At 42.1% G+C, this 18,036-nt stretch carries 15 protein-coding genes; 7 read left to right on the forward strand and 8 right to left on the reverse strand.

What is annotated here, in order from left to right; genetic code table 11:
- The first annotated feature begins 79 nt into the window (after positions 1-79).
- Together MUCPA_RS15675 and MUCPA_RS15680 are read left to right on the forward strand one after the other, a co-directional pair.
- Complete coding sequence (locus MUCPA_RS15675; protein WP_217220498.1) at positions 80-1,021, forward strand: family 43 glycosylhydrolase; 942 nt, start codon at positions 80-82, stop codon at positions 1,019-1,021.
- 233 nt (positions 1,022-1,254) lie between these two features.
- On the forward strand, positions 1,255-2,394 hold the full coding sequence (locus MUCPA_RS15680) for an ATP-binding protein (protein WP_008507683.1): 1,140 nt from the start codon (positions 1,255-1,257) through the stop codon (positions 2,392-2,394).
- Positions 2,395-2,429: 35 nt separating this feature from the next.
- Here MUCPA_RS15680 and mfd read toward each other — a convergent pair whose 3' ends face one another.
- Positions 2,430-5,789, reverse strand: a complete 3,360-nt coding sequence (gene mfd, locus MUCPA_RS15685; protein ID WP_008507685.1) for a transcription-repair coupling factor — start codon at positions 5,787-5,789, stop codon at positions 2,430-2,432.
- A gap of 131 nt (positions 5,790-5,920) precedes the next feature.
- Between mfd and MUCPA_RS15690 the strand changes: the two genes are divergently transcribed.
- Together MUCPA_RS15690 and MUCPA_RS37080 are read left to right on the forward strand one after the other, a co-directional pair.
- On the forward strand, positions 5,921-6,325 hold the full coding sequence (locus MUCPA_RS15690; RefSeq protein WP_008507688.1) for a DUF4199 domain-containing protein: 405 nt from the start codon (positions 5,921-5,923) through the stop codon (positions 6,323-6,325).
- Between the two features lie 178 nt (positions 6,326-6,503).
- Complete coding sequence (locus MUCPA_RS37080; RefSeq protein WP_233276895.1) at positions 6,504-6,758, forward strand: DUF2752 domain-containing protein; 255 nt, start codon at positions 6,504-6,506, stop codon at positions 6,756-6,758.
- A gap of 400 nt (positions 6,759-7,158) precedes the next feature.
- On the opposite strand, the gene MUCPA_RS15700 is transcribed toward MUCPA_RS37080, so the two are convergent.
- The 3 genes from MUCPA_RS15700 to MUCPA_RS15710 are packed head-to-tail and all read right to left on the reverse strand — an operon-like array spanning position 7,159 to position 9,486.
- Positions 7,159-7,722: an isochorismatase family protein gene (locus MUCPA_RS15700; RefSeq protein ID WP_008507691.1), complete on the reverse strand. Its 564-nt coding sequence runs from the start codon at positions 7,720-7,722 to the stop codon at positions 7,159-7,161.
- A gap of 26 nt (positions 7,723-7,748) precedes the next feature.
- A complete protein-coding gene (locus tag MUCPA_RS15705; protein ID WP_008507693.1) occupies positions 7,749-9,008 on the reverse strand; it encodes an MFS transporter in 1,260 nt (419 codons plus the stop codon).
- A 43-nt stretch (positions 9,009-9,051) separates the two neighbouring features.
- Entirely contained in the window at positions 9,052-9,486 is a 435-nt protein-coding gene (locus MUCPA_RS15710) for a MarR family winged helix-turn-helix transcriptional regulator (RefSeq protein ID WP_008507695.1), read from the reverse strand.
- Positions 9,487-9,883: 397 nt separating this feature from the next.
- Between MUCPA_RS15710 and MUCPA_RS15715 the strand changes: the two genes are divergently transcribed.
- The 3 genes from MUCPA_RS15715 (at position 9,884) to MUCPA_RS15725 (ending at position 13,274) form a co-directional block, all read left to right on the forward strand.
- The gene (locus MUCPA_RS15715) at positions 9,884-10,981 is read left to right on the forward strand and encodes a Nif3-like dinuclear metal center hexameric protein (RefSeq protein ID WP_008507696.1); all 1,098 of its coding nucleotides are present in this window, start codon (positions 9,884-9,886) and stop codon (positions 10,979-10,981) included.
- Complete coding sequence (locus MUCPA_RS15720; protein ID WP_008507697.1) at positions 10,981-11,724, forward strand: zinc ribbon domain-containing protein; 744 nt, start codon at positions 10,981-10,983, stop codon at positions 11,722-11,724. Before MUCPA_RS15715 ends, MUCPA_RS15720 begins: the two co-directional genes overlap by 1 nt.
- Positions 11,725-11,786: 62 nt before the next feature.
- Positions 11,787-13,274 carry a tetratricopeptide repeat protein gene (locus tag MUCPA_RS15725; protein ID WP_008507698.1) on the forward strand — a complete coding sequence of 496 codons (1,488 nt, stop codon included), beginning with the start codon at positions 11,787-11,789 and terminating at the stop codon, positions 13,272-13,274.
- A gap of 2 nt (positions 13,275-13,276) precedes the next feature.
- Here the strand turns inward: MUCPA_RS15725 and MUCPA_RS15730 are convergent, their stop codons facing one another.
- The 4 genes from MUCPA_RS15730 to MUCPA_RS15750 all read right to left on the reverse strand — a co-directional run bounded on the left by MUCPA_RS15730 (position 13,277) and on the right by MUCPA_RS15750 (position 17,968).
- On the reverse strand, positions 13,277-14,347 hold the full coding sequence (locus MUCPA_RS15730; RefSeq protein ID WP_008507699.1) for a PA0069 family radical SAM protein: 1,071 nt from the start codon (positions 14,345-14,347) through the stop codon (positions 13,277-13,279).
- A gap of 99 nt (positions 14,348-14,446) precedes the next feature.
- Positions 14,447-15,232, reverse strand: a complete 786-nt coding sequence (locus MUCPA_RS15735; protein WP_008507700.1) for a sensor histidine kinase — start codon at positions 15,230-15,232, stop codon at positions 14,447-14,449.
- Between the two features lie 633 nt (positions 15,233-15,865).
- Entirely contained in the window at positions 15,866-16,213 is a 348-nt protein-coding gene (locus tag MUCPA_RS15745) for a hypothetical protein (protein WP_008507702.1), read from the reverse strand.
- 219 nt (positions 16,214-16,432) lie between these two features.
- Positions 16,433-17,968 (reverse strand): IS1182 family transposase, encoded by a 1,536-nt coding sequence (locus MUCPA_RS15750; protein WP_008507703.1) that lies wholly within the window; start codon positions 17,966-17,968, stop codon positions 16,433-16,435.
- Positions 17,969-18,036 lie beyond the last annotated feature (68 nt).

Raw genomic sequence — 18,036 nt, forward strand, 5'->3', positions numbered from 1 at the left:
GTTAAACGATTTAATTAGCTGACGATACCATAGTATGAAACGCTGTTGCTGCATCATATTGCTTTTATTCTCGTCGACTATGTTATGCGGACAAACACAGCAACGCATATCCGTCCACGATCCTGTGATGATTAAGCAAGATAGCCTGTATTATATTTTCTGTACTGGTAGGGGCGTCAGTGTGTGGTCGTCAACAAACCGGGTAGACTGGAAGCGGGAAAAACCCGTTTTAGCTACGGCCCCGGCATGGACGCTTACAGAAGTTCCCAACACCAAGGCGAATGATATCTGGGCACCGGATATCTCTTATGAGCACGGGCGATATTACCTGTTTTACTCATCATCCGTTTTCGGCAAAAATTCATCGGCCATTGGCCTCGCTACCAACAAAACCCTGCATTCCGACTCGCCGGATTTTAAGTGGGAAGACCTGGGTATGGTAGTAAAGACAATCCCCGGTCAAGACCAATTTAACGCCATCGACCCCAATTTAATTTTAGACGAGCAGGGCAAACCCTGGCTAACTTTCGGTTCGTTCTGGAACGGTATAACCTTAGTGAGGCTAAGTGACGACCTGAAAACGGTAATAGACACCAAGCCCTGGCGAATCATTGCAGCCCGCTCGCACAACAAAAACCAACCCGGTAGTACAGCAGGAAGCAAAGCTATTGAAGCTCCCTTTTTATTTAAAAAGGGTAAGTACTATTACCTCTTCACCTCGTGGGACTACTGCTGCCGCGGCCCTAAAAGTAATTACAAGATAATGGTTGGCCGCTCAAAGAACATAACCGGGCCTTATCTGGACCGGGAAGGCGTAAAGCTTGAAAACGGAGGCGGTACTTTGGTGTTAGCCGGCGATAAAGATTGGTATGGCGTAGGCCACAATGCCGTTGTCAGTTTTGATGGTATAGATTATCTTGTTTTCCACGCTTATGATGCCAGCGACAATGGCAGATCAAAGTTGAGGATAGAGCAATTGGATTGGGATAATGATGGATGGCCGGTTTTGAAAATTGAATAAGGGGTAATAATAACATAGATAGGAATTCCATAAGCTTTTGGCCTCTCTGTGTTTCGCTCTTGGTGTGATCTCCGTGGTAAACCCTACGATCAAATGTGATTATCTATGCACAACAATCCGGCAAGTTTCAGTTTGTGTTAATTTCACTTTTCACACCAAAAAATGTAAATTGCGACGGTCGAGTAGACTAATTTACATAAATTAGCCTACTCGACTAAACTAATTAACAAAAAATGAATATTCCACGGTTAATACAGCAACAAATGGTTGCCAAAATAGGCAGCCAAAAAGTGTTGATGCTGTACGGCACCAGGCGTACAGGCAAAACAACGATAATAGAAAACATCGTTCAAAAATATCCAAATGATGCTTTGTTGCTACAAGGGGAAGATATGCAGGTTTCGGAATTATTGCAGCGCAGAACCATTGCTAACTATACACAACTGACCGCCGGAAAGAAAATCATCATTATAGATGAGGCACAGACCATTCCTGAAATTGGCAAAATATTAAAGCTGATGATAGATGGCATTAAAGGAATAACGATAATTGTAACCGGCAGTAGCAGTTTCGACCTGGTTTATGCTGCCGGAGAACCCCTTGTAGGAAGAAACATTGTATATCATTTATATCCTATAGCGCAGGCCGAGCTATCAACTGTTGAAGATTATATGACCACAACACGCAACCTGGAGCAAAGATTGGTATATGGAAGTTATCCTGAACTATGGCACATCGATAATTTTTTGGAGAAAGAGAATTATCTGAAACAGATGGTTAACAGTTACCTGCTTAAGGATCTTTTGACTATGGAAACGGTAAGAGGGGCGGATGTACTTTATAAATTATTACAGATGCTGGCCTGGCAAGTGGGAAGCCAGGTAAACACGGTAGAACTGGGTAACAGCCTGCAACTTAACCGGGCTACAGTAGAAAGGTATATGGATTTGCTGACCAAAGTATTTATTATCTATCCGCTAACTGGTTACAGCAATAACCTGCGTAAAGAAGTGACCAAAAGTAAAAAATGGTATTTTTATGATAACGGACTGAGAAATGCGCTCATCAATAACTTTAGCCCCTTACACCAACGTAATGATATCGGCCAACTTTGGGAGCAGTATATTTTGAGCGAGCGGATTAAATGTAATTCCTATCTTGGTTATCAGCCGCAATACTTTTTCTGGCGTACTTATGATGGCCAGGAAATAGATCTGGTAGAATCTTACAATGGCCAACTACATGCCTTTGAGTGTAAATGGAAAAATGCAAAAGCCAAGAAACCCATTGCTTTTGATAAGGCTTATCCGGAGGCTGAATTTACAATTTTAAACCAGGAAAATTATCTGAGTTGGATCACGCAAAGAGGATAAAGCCAACTATGTGGCAGAATAAAAATCATCAAACATCAACTATATCCCACAACCGGCTCCATCATTTCTTCCAATATGGCTACAGCTTCGTCAATAGTACGCACGTTATCAATGCTGATGCGTAAGGTATTTTTCACCTCTTTCATGTTGCAGCGGCGGGGATTGGCCTGCATAAAATTAAGCACCTGCCTAAATTGTGTAGTTTCAAAATAGGGCGACTGCTGGTTGGCGATAAAGTAGCCACGCAGCACATTCTTTTTGAGGGATAATTTTTCAAACCCGATTGATTTACCTAACCATTGCAGGCGCATGGTATTCATCAGGTCGTTCACCTGCCTTGGTACAGGGCCAAAACGGTCATGCAATTGCTGGGCAAAGGCGGCCAGTTCGGTTTCATTCTCCAGTTTTGATAGTTCGGTGTACAGGTTATACCTTTCGGGGATACTGGTTACATATTCGTCTGGTATCAGTATCTCCAGGTCGGTATCTATTTGTGTGAACGAGATGAACGGCCTTGGCTTCTCATCCTTAAACAAACCTTTAAACTCATCATCTTTCAGCTCCTGTATTGCTTCGTCCAATATCTTATGGTACATCTCGAAGCCTATTTCGGCAATAAAGCCGCTTTGCTCTGCACCTAAAAGGTTTCCGCTTCCGCGGATGTCCAAATCGCGCATGGCCACGTTAAAGCCGCTGCCCAGGTCAGAGAATTCTTCAATCGCGCTCAGGCGCTTCCGCGCTTCGGATGTTAAGGTTGACAGGGGAGGACTCAGCAAATAGCAAAAGGCCTTTTTGTTGCTCCGGCCAACGCGGCCACGCATCTGGTGCAGATCGCTCAACCCAAACATGTGTGCGTAGTTGATGATGATGGTATTGGCGTTGGGGATATCCAAACCCGCCTCAATAATAGTGGTAGCTACCAATACATCGTACTCGTTACTTACAAACTTGAGCATTACATCTTCCAGGTCGTCTCCTTCCAGTTGCCCATGTGCTATTCCTATTCGGGCTTTGGGTACCAGTTTCTTGATCATGCCGCCCAATTGGGGCAAATCGGCCACCCGGTTATGGATAAAAAAGACCTGGCCGTTACGGTCTATTTCATATTCAACCGCTTCCTTAATCAACTTATCATTAAAAACATGCAGCTCCGTTACCACGGGCTGGCGGTTAGGCGGAGGGGTGGAGATGATGGAAAGATCGCGTGCGCCCATTAACGAAAAATGCAGTGTACGCGGGATAGGGGTAGCTGTTAAGGTGAGGGTATCTACATTAACGCGCATGGCCTTCAGCTTCTCTTTGGTTGATACGCCGAACTTCTGCTCCTCGTCGATAATCATCAAACCCAGATCTTTAAATTTTACATCTTTACTTACTAAGCGGTGCGTACCAATGATAATATCTAATTTACCTTCGGCCAGCCTTTGCAGAGTATCTTTAATCTGTTTGCTGGTTTTAAACCGGTTAACATAATCAATATTGCAAGGGAAGCCCTTCAGGCGGTCTGTAAAGGTTTTATAATGTTGCGCAGCTAAAATGGTAGTGGGCACCAGTACGGCTACCTGCTTGCTATCGGCAACGGCCTTAAAAGCCGCGCGGATGGCTATCTCGGTTTTACCGAAGCCCACATCGCCGCAAATCAACCGGTCCATAGGGTGCGGCGACTCCATATCCCTTTTAAAGTCGACGGTCGCTTTTTCCTGATCTGGTGTATCCTCGTAAATAAAGGATGCTTCCAGTTCGGTTTGTAAATAGCTATCGGGCGAAAAGGCATTACCGTCCTGCGCTTTGCGTACAGCGTAAAGCTTGATCAGGTCGCGGGCTATGTCCTTAACTTTTTTTTTTGTTGTTTTCTTCAGCTTTTCCCAGGCATCGGTACCAAGCTTATTCATTTTGGGTACGGTACCTTCCTTCCCGCTGTATTTAGAGATGCGGTTAAGCGAGTTAATGTTAACGTACAACAGGTCGTTGTCCGAGTATAGCAAACGGATCATTTCCTGCATTTTGCCGTTCACCTCAACTTTTTCAAGTCCGGCGTATTTACCGATACCGTGGTCAATATGGGTAATATAATCTCCGGGTTTTAGTTCACGAAGATCTTTTAAGGTAATAGCTTGCGAGCGTTGGTAGCCTTTTTTTAACTTGTATTTATAATACCGGTCGAAAATCTGGTGGTCGGTATAACAAGCTATCTTTTGAGCATAATCTATAAATCCTTCGCGGATGGAGATATTTACCGGCGTAAATTTGATAGTTTTATCCAGGTCCTCAAAAATGGCATACAATCTTTCGAGCTGCCTGGTGGAGTCGGTAAAAATGCAGTTCTCTATCTTTTCCGCTTCGTTATTTTTAAAGTTATGGATCAGCAGGCTAAAATCTTTGTTAAAAGAGGGTTGCGGGCGGATGTCAAACTGTACGCTATCGGTAGGGGTGTAAAAAAATTGCTTGCCAAATTCTACCAAGCCAAAATCATGAAGCTGGTCGGCAATCATTTTTTCGTCGGTAAAACCAAACTTGGGGTCAATCCAATCGGGGTTGGCATTCTTATCTTCGGCAGATAGGGCTTTCCACAATTGGGTGGCTTTTTTGTAGCCACTTTGGATAATATCCAGGGTAAACTGCACATCCTTGATCCAAATTTGTGTTGATGGATCAATATATTCAAGCAAGGAAATGTTATTCTCCGTTAAAAACTTAGATTGTACGTTGGGTACAATGGTAATGGTTTTAACCTGCTCGACAGAGAGCTGGCTCTCTATCTCAAAAGTTCTGATCGATTCAATAAAATCTCCAAAAAACTCTACCCGGTAGGGCAGATCGTGCGAGAAGGAGAAGATATCCACAATACCCCCACGAATGGAAAACTGCCCGGGCGAGTACACAAAATCAACTCGTTCAAAAGCATACTCAATTAAAAACTCGTTAATAAAATCAAGGCTCAGCTTATTGGTAACCCCAATTTCGAGGGTGTTTTTTTCGAGCGAGGCCCTGTCAATCACCTTTTCGGCTAATGCTTCAGGATAAGTAACAATCAGCTGGCCATATTCTGAGGTATGGTTCAGTTCATTCAATACTTCGGCACGGGCCAAAACATTGCTGCTATCGGGCTGGGTAAATTCAAAAGGCTTACGGTATGATGAGGGGAAAAGTAATATCTCCTTATCCAGCAAATTTTCCAGATCCGACTGAAAATAACCGGCCTCCTCCCTGTCGGGAAGGATAAACAACATGTGGCTGTGCTTTAAAAAATACAAAGCTACCGCCATGGCCGCATCGCTCGACCCGACTAATCCGCGGAGTTGCACCCTCGGATGTTTTACACTATTGAGCGCTTTTGCTAACGTTTGCACGCGTTCGTCAGTCTTATAGCGCTCTAAAATTTCACGGATATTCAAAACGATGCAAATATAAGTAAAAAGCTATTGTGAAGCAGGCGATAAATTTGCTACTCTAACAGTAAAGCAAACAAATTTCCATAAACGATCTTATATATACTATTAGTCAACCTTATTAAAAACAATGTTTTATGAAAAATGCAGTTATCTCAGGAGTAATTATAGGTATAGTAAGTGGTATCTGGATCTATGTGATGCATTGGGCGGGCGGCTCTACGGAATCTACACACGAACTCAAACCGATAGAATACACATCGGGCTTAATACCGTTAATAGGCCTCTATTTTGGCGTACGTAATTACCGCGAAAACTATTTAGGAGGTGCGATGAGCTTTTTAGAGGGATTAGTTGAAGGCTTTAAAATATTAGTTGTAGGGGGCATAATCACCATGGCTTTTGCTATCTGGTATATTAATTACGTAGCTGCCGGTACCATCGCCGATTTTTCGGGCTATATATTCGGAGCCTTGCTGTTGGGTTTATTATTTTCGCTCGGCGTATCGTTGCTGTTAATGACGAAAAGCAAAAACATGTAAATAAATGCCCGGCTTTGATCCGGGCATTCTCAGATCTGTATTCAAATACGAGATATAGTCCTGATCTTTCGTTATTTTAGCTTGCGATAGTTTATAATTTAAAATGAACAAAAGCTTCGCTCGCGACTTCAAAAAGTTTATCGTTAATCATTTCGAATTGATTTTCTGGGTTACGGCTATGCTAACGCTGTGTTTAAGCAACCCCTATCAAGCGGCCCATTTTGAATTATGCCCATTAAAGCTATTGGGCATAAACTGGTGCCCTGGTTGTGGGCTTGGGCACTCTATTTCGTATCTTTTTCATGGCAACATCCCGGCTTCGCTACATGCGCATTGGTTAGGCATCCCGGCAATAATTATCATATTCAGGCGAATATTGTTTTTATGCCAGGGTTTTTATGTTTTTTCAGAGAGATGTCTCTCGAGCCTATGAAAGCTACCAAATGGCCAAAATGGGTGTTTAAGTTAACACCCATTTTGTTTTTAACTTCAGCCCAAAACTCCCGCTGCCGCAAGGGTCTCCCTTGTGGCCCAAGTGCTAAGTATACGTTATTCTTCGGGCACCAAACATCAAAATACGGCAATCGCACAAACCACATCTATCCAAAACACGGCTGTAAAAATCACAAAATACAATCCTTCCCGATTTTTATAATTAGAGCTCACTTAGTAAAAATACAATTTGCAGAATAATGATAACATTCGGGATTGGTATATCCAATACTCAGCATGCGGGCCACAAGGGAGACCCTTGCGGCAGCGGAGGGTAGCCTATGAAAGTTACCAAGTGGCCAAAATGAGTGTTTAAGTTAACACCCATTTTGTTTTTAACCTCAGCCCAAAACCTCGATAATTTTATCAGTAGTACCGGTTTCGCCAATTCTTGGCAAAATATATTTTAAGCTGTTATGGTGCGCATCGGCAAACATATCGGTCATCGCATCGGTGGCAAAGGTTATGTTATAACCCCTCTCACTTGCATCACGAGCGGTTCCTTCAACGCCAATGCTGGTTGATATGCCAGCCAATACAATACCTGTAACTCCTTTTTCTTTCAGTTTCTCATCAATCTGAGTTTCATAAAAAGCGCTCCAGGTATGTTTGGTAATAAAAATATCCCCGGGTTGTGTGTTAATTTCGGCAGCAATATCAAGCCAATCCTCTTTAAAAGCGGCTCCGGCAGTTGGGTTTGAATCTTTACGGGCCTTTGTCCAGGCGGCTCCGGCAGGGTTTACATTTACAATGACGATAGGAAGGCCAGCCTTGCGGAAAGCCTCAACCAGTTTTGATGCATTGGCCAGAACATCACTAACGGGATGTGCCAGCGGCAATTGTACGATGCCATTTTGAAGATCAATTAAAACAAGCGCTGTGTTTTTGTCGAGTGCAGTTATCATTTGTTAATTGTTTTTAAAGTAGATAATTATTGTAGCGCGGCTACCGGAGCCTGCTCCATCAGGGGTAATTGTTTCTTTTTCAATCTGTTTTTTCTTAAAAAGCGCAGGTGTATCAAGCCGATGATTAAAGCAACTCCCCCTTCGGCCAGCATAGTATTTTGAACCCCGATCCATTGCGAAACCGCTCCTATAATTAAGCCTCCCAATGGTTGCATTCCAAAAAAGGCCATCGCATAAAAGCTGATCACCCGGCCGCGCATATCCGGGTCAACTGTAGTTTGTATAAGGGTATTACTGATTGTTATTTGCGACATCATACCAAAACCGCCTATGGCGGCAAATATTAGGGCAAGGATATAATGTGTTTCGTGAGAGAAGAGTGCCAACCCGGCACCAAATATCAAGGTGTTAATGGCCAATATCTTCTTCAGGTTTCGACCAGGCTTTAACGATGCCAGAAAAATAGCACCCGAAAATGCACCAAGCCCAATCACACTATCTATAATGCCAAATGTTGATGCTGTACCCCTAAAAATATCTTTGGCGTAAACTGGTATCAAGGTACTGTAAGGCAACACAAACAAGCTGATGAGGGCCAGCATCATTAATATAAAACTGATGGATGGCGTATTTTTGATGTAGGCAAAACCTTCCTTTAATTCACCAAAAACATTTTTGGTGTGTGGCTTAGCTACGTAGGCGGGCAACTTCATCATTAAAATTGAACCTATTACCGCTATAAAACTTACTGCGTTTAAACCAAAGCAAACATCATCCCCAAGCTTTTCCAGTACAATACCGGCTATCCCCGGTCCAATCAACCGGGATAAATTAACCATGGATGAGTTTAGGGCAAGCGCGTTGGGCAAATCGGCCTTATCATCAACCATTTCATAAACCAGCGATTGCCGGGCCGGAACATCAAAAGCATTAATTAAACCCAGCAAGGCACTTAAAGCGATAATTTCCCAAACGGAATAATGCTTAAAAAAAATCAGTGCTGTTAAAAGTACCGCCTGTATCATGGATGCTACCTGTGTTAACAGCAAAAGTTTATAACGGTTATACCTATCGGCAGCTACACCACCTATAAATGAAAATAAAAAAGAGGGAAACATGCTGGCAAAAAGCGTAAGCCCCAGCATAAATTTAGAGTGTGTAAGCGAATAGATTACCCAGCTTACAGCTGTTTTTTGCATCCAGGTGCCGATAAGCGAAACTGACTGGCCTGCAAAATACAACCTGTAGTTCCGGCTCTTAAAGGCGTTAAATGTACTGATATTCATAGCATATAAAATATTGTGGTTATTGTAACCCTACCAAACTCACTTAATCAAAATCTACAAGGCGCGTTAGCGGCCCTACGGCCTTAGTTAACAATACCCTTTCCGCTTCAGAAAAATGATCAGTTAAAACTTTGTTGAGCCACTCATCTTTCTCCGTCCTTGCTTTGTACAAAATTTCCTGCCCGGCCGGTGAAAGGGAAATCAATACCTTCCGTTTATCTGTTTCGGATGGGGTACGCGTTACACACCCCAATTCAAAAAGGTGATTTAAAATTTGCGACATTGATTGTGTGGTTATTTTCTCCATAGCGGCCAGCTCGCTCGGCAATAATGTTTTATGCTGATCAAGCAGGGCAATGGTTGATCGTTCGGTAAGCGACAGTTTTTCGGCCGATACCGATTTCTTCCTTAGCTTCTTATTGAGGCGGGTAATAACTGTTCGCAGGTCTGATGCTAATTGCAGGTTTTGCTCGTTCATTTTTTTAAGTAGTTAAACTTGTAAGTTTACCTTACAAAATTAATACTTGTAAAACGGAAATTAGTCATCAAAAAGTATAAAATCATTTGGCAAAAAAAATGGCTACAGAATATTTTTCATACTCAGCAGCCATACATAGTCTAAAACAAATTAACAATCAATTAGGGGAAAGAGATTTTTAACATTATATTATCTATTTCAAATTCAATACCAATTAGTTAAATATGCCTTAGAAGGGCTTAAAGCACTATTTAAATCGTGCTACTTTCTCTATTCGGGAAAATCAAGGGAGAATCGGGGAATTAAAGCAACAATTATATTTTTATCTGTTAGTTAATATACCCGGTTTGCCACTGTTGATGTTTATTCTGATTTTTGGGAACATATCATCCTCATTATGAAATTATCCGAACTAACCGGTTATCTTGAAAGCCTCGCCCCCCTTACTTACCAGGAAGAATACGATAATTCGGGTTTAATTGTTGGAAACCCAGATGCAGATATCCATCAGGCCTTGGTATCGCTCGACTGTACAGAAGCTGTGGTTGACGAAGCCATCGCCAAAGGCTGCCAGGTCATTGTTTCTCATCACCCCATTGTGTTTCGTGGTTTAAAAAAATTTACCGGCAAAACTTATATCGAGCGGGTTGTTGCCAAGTCCATCAGGCATGATATAGCTATTTATGCCATCCATACTAACCTGGATAATATGGATACCGGCGTAAACGCGCGTATTTGCCAAACGCTTGGCTTACAAAACTGCCGCATCCTTTCGCCAAAACAAAATCTGCTGAAAAAGCTGGTTACTTTTGTACCCGATAATTACGCCGGCAAGGTACGCGATGCATTGTTTAATGCGGGAGCCGGCCATATTGGCAATTACAGCGATTGCAGCTTTAACACTAACGGAACCGGTACTTTTAAGGGAGGCGCCGATACTGATCCCTTTGTTGGAGAACCGGGTAAACGGCATTTGGAGCCCGAAGTAAGGCTGGAAACCGTTTTTCCTGCCAACCTGGAAAGTAAAGTACTGATGGCTTTATTTATGGAGCACCCTTATGAGGAAGTAGCTTACGACTTATATCCCATTACCAATCAATATCAAAACATAGGCTCGGGCATGGTAGGAGAGCTGGAAACAGCGATAGACGAAGCCTCCTTTTTGCAATTGGTTAAGTATAAAATGAAAACTCCCGTAATACGGCATACTAATTTGAGGGGTAAAGCCGTTAAAAAAGTAGCTGTTTGCGGAGGCTCGGGGAGCTTTTTGTTAAAGCAGGCCATAGCCGCCGGGGCGGATGTTTTTATAACGGCTGATTTTAAGTATCACGAGTTTTTTGATGCCGACGAAAAGTTGGTTGTAGCGGATATCGGACATTTTGAAAGTGAGCAATTTACGCAGAATTTATTATGTGAAATTATTCGGAAAAAATTTGCTAACTTTGCCGTCCGTTTAACAGAAGTAAATACAAACCCCATCAAATATTTGATTTAATGGAACAAACCGTAGAACAAAAGCTTAAAGCTTTATACGACCTACAAACAATCCACACTAAGGTTGACAAAATACGCCAGGTAAGAGGTGAACTTCCGATGGAAGTTTCGGACCTGGAGGATGATGTTGCCGGATTGGAAACCCGTATTGAGAAGATAAAAAGTGAATTGGATGATCTGGAAGATTCAATCGTAACCAGAAAAAATCTAATCAGAGACGCTCAGGCAAATACCAAAAAGTATGAAGCCCAGCTGAACGATGTTAAGAACAACCGTGAATATGACGCAATTTCGAAAGAAATTGAAATTCAGGGCCTTGATATACAGGTAAGCGAAAAAAAGATCAAGGAATATGGCTTTGAAATAGCTACTAAAACCCAGATCTATGAAAAAGCTGTAGCCGACCTGGAAGAACGCCAGAAAGACCTGGATATTAAAAAAGCGGAATTGGATACCATTACCGCCGAAACACAGAAGGAAGAACAAGATTTATTGGCCCTGGCCGATAAAGCAAAAGAAAACATTGAAGAGCGTTTACTGATAGCTTACACCCGCCTGCGTCAAAATGCAAAAAATGGCCTGGCTGTAGTTACTATCCAGCGCGATTCGTGCTCAGGCTGTTTTAACCAGATCCCGCCGCAAAGGCAATCAGATATCCGTCAACGTAAAAAGATCATCGTGTGCGAACATTGTGGCCGTATTTTGGTTGATGAACAGATGGCACTTGAAGCTGAACCTGCTTAATACCGATTTATCGTATTAAATTTATAGATTTGGCGCCCTAAAGGCGCCATTTTTATTGCATAATGTTTAGAAAACTATCTTTAGCAGCCACCTTTGTTCTTTGCCTCAGCACCAGGGCCTCCGCAAATTTTGATTTTAACAGCAATTGTGTTCTGGCGTATAAAAACATCCTTAGCCTCCGTTTAAACGAGGGCAGGCAATTAATTGATAAAGAAAAAGCACAGCATCCTGAAAACTCCGTCACAGTACTGCTTGATAATTATTACGATTTTTTTTTAATACTTACATCTGGCAACAAAGACAGCTTTGATAAGCTAAAGGCCAATAAAGCTGCCAGAATAGACCGGCTGGATAACGAAGACGAAAAATCTCCTTACTATAATTTTTCAATAGCCCAGGTAAACCTGCAATGGGCTTTGCTGCGCAGCCACTTTGGTGAATATACAACCGCGGGCTTTGAAATTAATAAGGCCTACCGATTGTTGCAGGCCAATAATAAAAAATTTCCGTCCTTTTTACCAAATAACATGCCGCTTGGGGTTGTTAACGTTTTATTAGGCTCGCTGCCTGGCGGGGCACTTAAAACAGTATTAGGCTTTTTAGGTATCAAAGGTGATACGCAAACCGGGGTTAAAATGCTCGAAAAGCTTTCTGCGGACCTGCCCCGTTCTGGATATGCCTATCATTACACCGAATTGATCTATTATTTAACCTATATCCAAACCGATGTGGTTAATGATCCGCTGGCTTATACAAAAATGCTGCACCTGGTTACTCAAGCCGACAGTACAAGCCTCTTAACCGATTATATTGTCGGCTATATCTCTTTACGTACCGGCCATAGCAGCGAGGCCATTAGCAGGCTTCAAAAGCGGCATCAGGGCGATGGATACCAGAGCTACCCTTATCTTGATTACCTGGTTGGCATAGCCAAGATGAACAGGGAAGACGCCGACTGCAATAATTACTTCAACCAATTTTTACAAACCAATCACGGCGTCAATTTCATCAAAGATGCATACTTGCACCTGGCCTGGAAATGTTTGCTGGAAGGCGATATAAGGCGCTATAACGGTTTTATACAACTGGTTAAGAGCAAGGGCTCACTTTATAACGATAAAGACAAACAAGCGCTTGATGAAGCTAACGATGCCCCTCCAAATGTTATACTATTACGGGCCCGCTTATTATACGACGGCGGCTTTTATACCAAGGCCATTGCCTTGCTGAATAGCAAAACTTTGAACGATTTTTCGCTGGGGCGCGATAAGATAGAGTATTATTACCGCCTGGGACGAATTTACGATGCGATGGATAATGACGATCTGGCTTTAAAGTTTTATCAAAACACCATCAATATTGGTAAAGCCTCTAACTACCATTACGCGGCAACATCAGCTACCAAAATGGGAGCGATATATGAGCAACGTAAAGATTATACAAAAGCCCGCAACGCCTACCAACTTGTTCTCGATTTAAAAAATAAGCAGTTTAGAAACAGCCTTGAACAAAAAGCTAAGGAAGGCCTTAAACGCCTGGGCGAGAATTAAGTTTAAAATAACGCGGTTTGCCTGCCTGTTAGTGGCGTAAAATGAGTAAAATTATACTCAGGCATTTGCCGACCAGTTAAAAAACGGGTACAGCCCATTTTAAAAAGCTGGTGTATGGATTCTGCTATATGCCCCTCGCCACTCATACGCGTTCCCCAGCGGCTATCATTAAGCTGTCCGCCATGACAGGACGCTATCATGTTTAAAACCTTCTCTGCCCTTTCCGGAAACGCTTTATGTACCCAATCTGTAAATATTTCGCCGATACTGCCGTTTAGCCGCACAATGGTAAATCCCGCAGACCGGGCCCCCCGTTCTGACGCCGCTTTAATAATATTAGGTATTTCGGTACTGTTTAATCCCGGGATAACCGGTGCAACCATTACCCTTACCGGAATATTCCGCTCGGAGAGTTTTTGAATTACAGCTAAGCGGCCCGTAGCCGTAATGGTTCGCGGCTCCAATTTCTGGCGCAACTGCTCGTCGAGCGAGTTAAGCGAAACGTTAACATGCACCAAACCTAAAGCGGCAAGGCGTTCTAAAATATCGATATCGCGTAATATTAAATTGTTTTTGGTGATGATGCTTACAGGATGTTTGTATTTTAAAAATACCTGGAGCAGTGACCGGGTAATTTTTAACTTCCGTTCCATCGGCTGGTAACAATCGGTATTGCCCGAGAGCATAATGATAGCAGGCTTATAATTTTTTTTATTAAAATACTGCTCCAGCAATTTGGCCGCATTGCGTTTCACTATGATTTTCCGTTCAAAATCCAGTCCGGCGCTAAAGCCGTAATACTCGTGGGTGTTACGCGCATAACAATAAATACAACCATGCTCACAACCCTGATAAGGGTTAATAGAGTGCATAAAATGCAGATCAGGACTGTTGGATTCGCTTACAATTTTTTTGGCGTTCTCTTCAAATATCTGGGTATGGCTGTTTTCGAGCATGGGTTCATCAAGCCCTTCAATATGCTCTAACACATATTTATTCTTCAGAAACTTATTATGTGTGTTTACCTGCGCCCCTCTGCCCTTAAAATACTCAGGATTATCCTCATGTGCCATTAAACAAATTTGCTAATTATCTTAGCAAAAAACAAGCTTTTATAAAAGATCAAAGTTTTATGGCGAATGAGCCACGTATTAGCGCTTCAAAAAAAGTTTTTAAGCCAGGGTAAGGCTTAGAGTTATAGACGAGCCTTCGCCAATCCTGCTTTGTACCGCAGCATCGGCCCCGATAATACCGGCCCGTGTACGGATATTCCTTATACCAGAACCATTATTATTCTGGGGATCATCCAGGTTAAAGCCGATACCATCGTCCTCTACTTTAAAAAGTAGTTTATCGGCCTGGTATTTCAAATCGATATTGAGATTTTTGGCTCGGGCATGTTTCAGGGTGTTATTGATAAATTCCTGGAGTATCCTAAATAGTATCAACTCCCGGTTTTCGCCGAAGGAGGTAGGTTGCCCTTCAATATTTAAATTCGCCCTAATCAGCCTGCTTTTGTTCAGCCGGATAACTTCGGCCTCAATTGTGGCGGATAAGCCTTTGCTTGCTATATTATCTAAACTAAAGCTCTTTGAGAGGTCGCGCAGATCGTTCATGGATTGATTTACCAACAATTTGCTTTCGGCTATGATGCCTTTTCTCTGGTCCTCATTTAAATCTGCGGCCCTGTCCAGGCTCAGCGAAACGTAGGATAATACCTGGCCGATGTTATCGTGGATTTCCTTGCTCACGTTACGTAAGGTTTGTTCCTGGATCTCCAACTGCGATTGCAAAATGGCCTGCTCATAAACCACTTTCAATTGCTCTTTCTCCCGCATCAGCTTTTTTTTCCTGTTGGTATAATAAACAGCTAAAAAAAGCATAATCATGCCAATAACAATCAATAAAACTACTGCAGCTATTATTGTTGCGAAGGCTTGTTTGTCAATTTCCTGCATAAGATAAAAGCGTACCCGTAAGACGAATATAGAATATAGTTTAGCGTGGGCATAACATATCTATCAACCCTGAGCCCGTAATATCGAAGGTTTTTTACCAAAATATATTGATGAAGCCCCATAATAATTAGGGCTCCGGCACTAAAAATTAAGGTTCCGGCACTTATCCAAAAATAAGGGTGAGTGTTTAACATAATTGCAGAATCGTCCTCCAGAAACAATTTTACTACGGCAAGCAGGGATATAACCGCCATTGCAAACTCACACAAAATCATGCTATAAGTATCAGCCTGATAAATTCCTTGAAAAAAGCAGATGTTAAATAACAGGCATGCCATCAGGAGAATACTAAATGCCAAATACATGACACGACCTTTACCTTTTAACAAAAGCATTCGAAAAAAAATACACAAAGAAACAGGGGTAGATATAATCAGATAGGTGTTATATATCCAGTAATTTGTGTGCCATCCAAGTTTATCACAATTAACTGCTAAATTTTCTGTGACAACTACAATTATTAATAAAGGAATAAATGCGGACAACTTAAACCTGTTAAGCCCTTTATAACAGTAAACTGCTATCAAAAGGCTTAACATTTGAAAAACTTCAAAAAGTCTGAATTCCATTAAATTATGGCTTCAGTTCTCCGAGATTTAAAGGGTCTTGAGGCGCAGGTCCACCGCCACCGCCACCATCAGTAACAGTATCACAATCAGTATATAGAAATGAGGTTAACCTACCTTCTTTACCCATTGTTTCAGGGTAAGCTTCTATAAACTCTTTAGTATAAATACCGAGTTTTATACAAATTCTGTCGGTATCCAATTTGTCAACCAAAAGTGATCTGACCGCTTCTACAGAAAATGAAACATTTGCTGTATAAGCTTTTTTAATACTTGCGATATCATCGCTTTGATACATTTTTTCGTAAAGGGCTACACAGCCTGCTGCTAATTTTGGATCTACTTTTTCAGCCATTGTAATTAAGGGATTAGACGGTTAAAATTACAAAGAAAATAGCATATTTAAGCGTAGAAGGCAATATTTAACATTTGCAGCTAATAACAAGAGGCTGTCTCAAAATACTGAGATGGCCTTTTTTATGTTTTTTTGGATTTTATATTATCCTTTGACTGTACCGTCTTAATTTGCTGTTCTAAACCGATTATTTTCAAAAGAGGCACAAAAACAGCTTTTTTAAGCTGCTTTTTTCCTGATGTTTTGTGCAATTGCCAATAACCCCCATTCGATTGCCACTTTTTCCTTGCCGCGGAGCATAAAGCGGCGGAACCCGTGGTTCTGTTTGATATTTCCGAAAACTGGTTCAACATCATAACATCGCTGCTTTCGTTTTTCGATGCCCTTTTCACTATTGAGCAGTCCGTACGCTATTGCTTTATGTCGCTTTAGATTTTCGTTAACCTCTATAATTCTATTCCCCTGAGATTTATGGCAGGCCCCATTTAATGGACAGCCAGAACAATTCTTTGCCTGATACCTTTTGCTGGTCTGCTCAAAGCCGGTACTTGTTTTTCGCTTTCCATCACCGATATAGTGCATTCTTTGTCCCATCGGGCAGATGTAGCAATCCTGGGCCGGATCATAGAACAGTTTGTCGGCACTAAATGGCTGCTTGGTATTGTAATGTTCGCTCTGCTGTTTATCGAACATCCCATATTTAACATAGGCTTCAATATTCCGGGCTTCTAACAGGTCATAATTTTCTTCACTTCCGTAACCGGCATCTGCAGTAATAGTTTCCAGGGTTTTACCATAACTGGCCTTGTGTTGCTCTAAATGCGCTTGTAATGTCGTGGTGTCGGTGGGGTTCGGGTGGATGGTGTAATTGACGATGAACTGGTTGGATGTGGAGATCTGAACGTTGTAGCCTGCTTTAAGCTGTCCGTTCTGCATGTGGTCTTCCTTCATCCGCATGAAGGTTGCATCGGTATCGGTCTTGCTGAAGCTGTTTCGATTGCCCAGAATGGCCTCTTTGCGTTCATATTCGGCTATTTTCTTGGGGTATTCCCTGCTTACATATTTCAGCTTTGCCTTCATCTTTTTACTGGTATGGGGCTTCTCGGCCAGTACCGCGTTGAGCGTATCCACCGTATCCTGTACCCTTTTTGGGCTGATATCCGTAAAATCCGGTGGTTCAGGGAGGTTATCTTCGGCTTTGGCTATACTTTGAGCATATTCCCAGATTTCACCCAGCGCTTTTTTCATCTTTTCCTTATTGGTCTGGATCGCCTTTTTCCATACAAAAGTGTATCTGTTGGCATTGGCCTCTATCTTGGTGCCATCGGTATAGACTTCTTCAATGCTTAACAGGCCTTCTTCGGCTAACAGTTTTACTACTTCCTCGAAAACGCTGCGCAGGGCGTCCTTAAGGCGAACACCACGAAAACGGTTAATGGTATTGTGGTCTGGATAGCTCATTCCGCTCAGCCACATCAAGTTGATGTTCTCTTTACAGGCCGTTTCCAGCTTTCTGCTGCTGTAAACGTTGCTGACATAGCCATAAACCAAAACTTTTAGCAACATCTGTGGGTGGTAGCTTGAGGTGCCCTTAATATGATAAGCGTCCAAAAGACCCTGTATATTGATCCTGTTAACAATATCATTTACAATACGAACAGGATGACCTTTTGCTACAAGTTCATCTAAGGTAGGCGGAATGGCCATGACCTGGGATTGGTAGTAGGGCTTGAAAGTTGGTTTTCCGGATGCCATAAATCATAACTATTTATACTTAAATATCTGAAATTCAAATGAATATACAAAATTTTTAATTGAAAACA

This window comes from Mucilaginibacter paludis DSM 18603 (assembly GCF_000166195.2).
GTDB classification, from domain to species: domain Bacteria; phylum Bacteroidota; class Bacteroidia; order Sphingobacteriales; family Sphingobacteriaceae; genus Mucilaginibacter; species Mucilaginibacter paludis.